This is a genomic window from Acinetobacter sp. ANC_7682, from assembly GCF_056779795.1.
On record NZ_JBWYIQ010000107.1, the window covers coordinates 1 to 231 of the forward strand.

Annotated in this window: 1 protein-coding gene; it reads left to right on the forward strand. The window is 39.8% G+C overall.

The window, feature by feature from the left end; genetic code table 11:
- Nucleotides 1-231, forward strand: a 231-nt coding sequence (locus AC1M9D_RS14195; RefSeq protein ID WP_481612459.1) for a dioxygenase family protein, incomplete at both ends; no start/stop codon positions are given.

Sequence of the window (231 nt, forward strand, 5' to 3'; positions counted from 1 at the left end):
TTGAAGGTCCATTGTATGTCGCTGGTGCACCAGAATCAGTTGGTTTTGCACGTATGGATGATGGTTCTGAAGAAGGCAAAATCCCAACTTTGATTATTGAAGGTATCGTTAAAGATACTGAAGGTAACATCATTGAAGGTGCTAAAGTTGAAGTTTGGCATGCAAACAGCTTAGGTAACTACTCGTTCTTTGATAAGTCTCAATCTGACTTCAACTTACGTCGTACGATCT